Source organism: Paracoccus hibiscisoli (genome assembly GCF_005048265.1).
In the GTDB taxonomy this organism is placed as follows: domain Bacteria; phylum Pseudomonadota; class Alphaproteobacteria; order Rhodobacterales; family Rhodobacteraceae; genus Paracoccus; species Paracoccus hibiscisoli.
The window spans coordinates 1-4,495 of sequence record NZ_SUNH01000069.1; the positions used below are offsets into that span (position 1 = coordinate 1).

The window sequence follows — 4,495 nt, forward strand, 5'->3', positions numbered from 1 at the left end:
GCCGCCGCCGGAAGGGTGCGACGGGGCTGAGGCGCAGATTGCAGAAGGACCCGGGTCAGGGCTCAGCGATGAACGTCGGATCGACAGGCGTCAAGCCAGGGCCGGAAACCTGGTCATGCCGCTGCCGGTCAAGAGCCGTCACGGCTCATTCGAACCCAAGCATATGACTTAAAAAGAATTTTTCTCCAGCCCGACACGCTATGGCAGTTTTATGCGTGCCGGAATGGAAGCAACCACCGCAAAAATGGCAGTTTTTCGGCGGTCATAACAAATCAGATGTAGAAACACGCGTAATAGTGCCATCAGGTTCAACAAATACTGGTGCCCAATCGGCTCTTAGGCGGACAATGCTGCCATTTTACACAGGTAAAGTTGCCATCGAAAGTTCAAAGAAAATGGCCGCTCGAAGCGGCCAATCAAGTATGGTGAGGACGCCGCGACGTATCCGCTTCGTAGGCGCCTGACTTTTCAGATATCGATTCGCAGCGCGTTGAAGCCCTGGTCGCCTTCGGCGCGACCGATGTTTTTCACCTCGCCTGAGAAAATCCGTTGCAGGAGATCGCGCATCGGGATCCTGGCACGCTTAGTGCACTGCGTGAGCGTCACCCACTCCACCGGCAAATGTGGTATTTCCGGCGCGAGGTCGTGCAGCCGGTCCAGGACGAAATCGACTTCCCGGCTGTCAAACCCACACTTGTCTCGCTTGTTCTCTCCTTGGCTGCGGAACAGCGGAGTGAGATAACCGAGCTCGATCAGGCAGCTGACGATCGGCCGCGTCGCGTTCATCCTTGCGGGCAGCGTCACGAAGGGCACGGACCGGTTTAGAGCCGCTGCTGCATCCTGCCCCTGTTTGACATCTACAAGGAGGATGGAGTTGGATTTTCCGGTATCGTTGTGAGTGATAAGGCGCCGCTCCACAAGGATCTTGCGCAGCGTCTGGCGATGGACGCCGGCCTCCAGCGCCAGCGACTGGATCGAGTATTTGTGGCGCCGCGGGACGCGTTCGCCCAGCAGCTCCCGCCCGACACACACGTCCATGTTCCGCAGAATATAGTTTCGCAGGAGCCGCTTGATCGGGCCGTGATCAGAGCGATCGCCCGGCTCCAGCAGCCACCGATGAAGTTGACCGAAGACCGTGGCGTAGTTCTGTCCGCCTTGCCCCCGGTCCATGGCCAAGACATGCAAGGTGTCGAAAGCGGAGTGCAGGCCTGCTTTTCCTGCGGACGTCCATTGCCACCCTGAGCGACCTGCGAGGTCCCAGCCGTCTCGATCGATCGAGCCGAGGTTGATGCTCGTCCCGAACGCCATCACGATGCCTAGCATCTGGGTTGCCTTGACTGCCTGTTCCAGCGTCTGGCCGTCCAGCCACTCTGGGCCCTTGCGACCGTCGAGACGATCCAGGACATAGCTTTGCAGGGGCGAGGGTTCGCGGTGCAGGCCGGTCCGTGCGAGATCGAGAAGCGCCTCGGCTCGCTCCGGGACATGCACGAGGAGTTTGTGGCGCATGTTGTCCCGGTGGTCGCGGGCCCGATGGATGAGGGCGAGGCCGTGCGTCGGGCAGGTAGTGACGACCCGCAGGCTCCAAGACAGGCGATCCTGCCGCGCGATACCGGGATTGTCGGCACGACAATCATCCTCCAGGAGGCAGAGGGGACAAAAGCGCGTCTCCTCACGCACCATCATCGAGGCGGGAATGCGTTCGTCCCGGAGGACAAAGCTCTGGTATCCCGTGGAGGAGGCGGTATTGCGCCATACCGCTTCCGCATCCTGTCCTGCGGCACTACACAGACGATCGATCACCGCACGGCGGCCATGAAGCAGGTCGGAGGGAGCGATCCCCTGGTCGGACAGGAACGTCCGCGGACTGGGACAGCCGTGCAGAACGGAAAGGCGGGCTGCCCAAGAGGCCGGTGTTTCGTTTTCGTGGAACGGCAGGTAAGGGAAGAGCTGAGCCATGATCAGTTCCGCCGCCCATGCCGCTTGGCAAAAGGCTCATCATTATTGCTGTCAGGATCGATGTCGCGCCAGTCGTCAGCCAGAAAGACGTTCCTTCCCGGCCGACAGCCTTCCACCATCGCCCATGCCTGCGCGAAGTGGTCATCGGTCAGGCAGTCGGCGCCCCCGCCCAGAGCCGCTTCGATGGCGTTGAGGGTGGTCTCGATGCTGCGGCCGAACCGAAAGCGGGACGCGTGGAAGAGCCTCGCCACAAGATCCTCGGACAAGTCTGTGTCTAGCCCGGCCTCCTCGCAGTAGGACCCGATCAGATCGTCGAAGTCCTCGCGGTCGGTCGCAGCGCAGACGGGGTGCAGCTGCATCGTCGAGAAGCGGCGCTGGACCTGCGGATCGCTGCGGATGATGTCGTGCAGCCGCTCGGTGCCTGAGAGGATCACGATGACAGCCTCGTCGCCCTGCATGAGCGACTTCAAAGCGCGCAGGATCATGGCGCTGTCCTTGCAGAAAAGATCATGCGCCTCGTCGATCCACAGCACGGAGATCCCCAACATCTTGAGGCGTGTTCTGATCTGGTCCCAGATGCTCCAGGCCTCCCGACGATCTGACACGGACGGGTAGCCGCTGCGCCGCATGATTTCGAAGCCCATGCTCTTGAACGTGGCGGGGCTGGGAACGCTGACACCCATCCAGGGCGGACCATGGGCGCCTGCCTGAAGGGCCGGATGCTTCGCCAGCGCGTGGGCGACGGTTGTGGATTTTCCGCCGCCGGGGCCGTCTACCACGAGGATACCGCGCGTCTCGGCGGTGGTAGAAAACCTGACCGCCTCCGACGTCAGGTTGCCGGAGGCATCGCGGCGCAGGAGGCGATCCAAATGGCCCCGAAACTCGTCATCCCGGGGGGCTTTGGCATGGAGCGCGCGCAGTTTCTCCATGATGCGCGCGTTCCGCTCGTAGTTGATACCGCTCATTTGTCGAACCTCGACACGCCATCTTTCCTTGTGCCCCGCCTTGCGGTGGTCGCCGATCTGGTGGCGGAGGGGGTGTCGTCACGCTCTGGAACGACCGAACGACCGATTCCGTCTTTGCGGGCGGCCTTCTGCGGCGCGGGACCGGTCTGGAAGCCGATCATCAACTTCTGTTCCTCTCGGCGCACACGCTCTTCGGACCACTCATCGACAAGCAAGCCTTTCGCCGCCTGAGCATCCTCGGAGCGTTCCCGGATATCGCGCAACGCGGCAAGCACGACCTTCTCGTCATAGCGCTTCCGCTCAGGATCGGCAGCCCGAACGTCGCGAACTGCAGACGCCCAGAGCTGCGCGCTCAGACCGTGCACCGCGTCCATGACCGCGGGAACGGTCATCCAGTCCATGTCGAGGCGAACCTCGATCTCGCCGATGTCACTCGGCAGCCAACGCACCTCCACATCTCGGTCGCGTCTGTGCAGCATGTAAGCCGCAAGATTTTCAGAGTGATATCGCACACCCAGCACCGTGATGCCCGTCTTGTCCAGCTTCCGCATGAACTTCTCGCCGAAGATCCGGCGGGAGGTGCGGGTGTCCGGAGGAGGCGTGACGCCACATTCAGCTGTGAGCCGCTCCCAACACTGCAGCGGGGTCTCTCCATCAAGACCCGAGTGCGGGGTGTTGTGGTAGACATCCACAACCCATCGGACGAGCACAAAAGCGAGGTCGTTCTCATTGAGACAGGCACGGTCTGCCGGATTGGCGTCTCCCTTTTCAGCAATGCTTGAGAAGGTGCGCCCAGGTAATTCCGGCAGTAGGCTTGTGCCACTGGTCCTGAAAAAGCGCTCGATGATGCCACGAAGCTCCGGAAGGCCGGCAACGCTGCGGAGGGCAGGAATTCCGAGATCGAAACAAGCAGTCTGAAACTCTTGCGATCGAAACGCCGAGCCGCAGTCTGTCACGATCTCCTCGGGTAGACCGTGCATGTGCCACCGCCCGTTCGCCCTGACGGCGGTGGAGAGCGCCCCCTTGTCCGACAGCACCATCTTGAGGGCTTGCACGGCCGCGCTCGCTTTGGCTGACGGCGTCATGATCATGGCCAAGATGCACCTTGTGGTGGCGCAGATTGCGACAGTAAGTTTCCATCGCACCGGCTTTTTCCCGACTAGCCCGAAAATCTTTCGTTCCTCCTCGGTAAAACCCTCGAGCAACCCTGCGTCGGACAGCACAAAGAGAAGGTCGATGTCCCACTCATCGATCTCAACCCGCTGAAGCGGGCGCGTCAGGTGAAGACCTCTTCCAACCGGCGCGAACATCTTCCGCGCCGCAGCAGCGCCATCGCGCTTCAGTTTCACAGTATATGGGTCAAGGCTGTTGATGGCCCGGCGGACCGCCTCCCGGCTAGGTCGACGGAACTTCGGAAGGCCGTCCTTCTCACGCTTTGCATTGCACTGGCGTTGTTGCAGAACTCTGACCTTCGAGGATTCACATTTGTGAATCTATGCGGTTAGACGGTCCGCATGAGCAAGCCATCGCCCGCCCGCTATCGCACGACGAACTGGTCTAGCTACACAGCCTCG

Annotated in this window: 3 protein-coding genes; all 3 read right to left on the reverse strand. The window is 61.4% G+C overall.

All coding sequences use genetic code 11. From position 1 onward, the window contains the following. Positions 1-468: 468 nt before the first annotated feature. From FA740_RS19155 to FA740_RS19165, 3 genes are read right to left on the reverse strand one after another with little or no spacing between them, the layout of a single operon-like run. The gene (locus FA740_RS19155) at positions 469-1,956 is read right to left on the reverse strand and encodes a TniQ family protein (protein ID WP_136858390.1); all 1,488 of its coding nucleotides are present in this window, start codon (positions 1,954-1,956) and stop codon (positions 469-471) included. A gap of 2 nt (positions 1,957-1,958) precedes the next feature. Next, the gene (locus FA740_RS19160) at positions 1,959-2,921 is read right to left on the reverse strand and encodes a TniB family NTP-binding protein (RefSeq protein WP_136858391.1); all 963 of its coding nucleotides are present in this window, start codon (positions 2,919-2,921) and stop codon (positions 1,959-1,961) included. Further along, positions 2,918-4,270, reverse strand: a complete 1,353-nt coding sequence (locus tag FA740_RS19165) for a Mu transposase C-terminal domain-containing protein (RefSeq protein ID WP_136858392.1) — start codon at positions 4,268-4,270, stop codon at positions 2,918-2,920. Before FA740_RS19165 ends, FA740_RS19160 begins: the two co-directional genes overlap by 4 nt. Positions 4,271-4,495 lie beyond the last annotated feature (225 nt).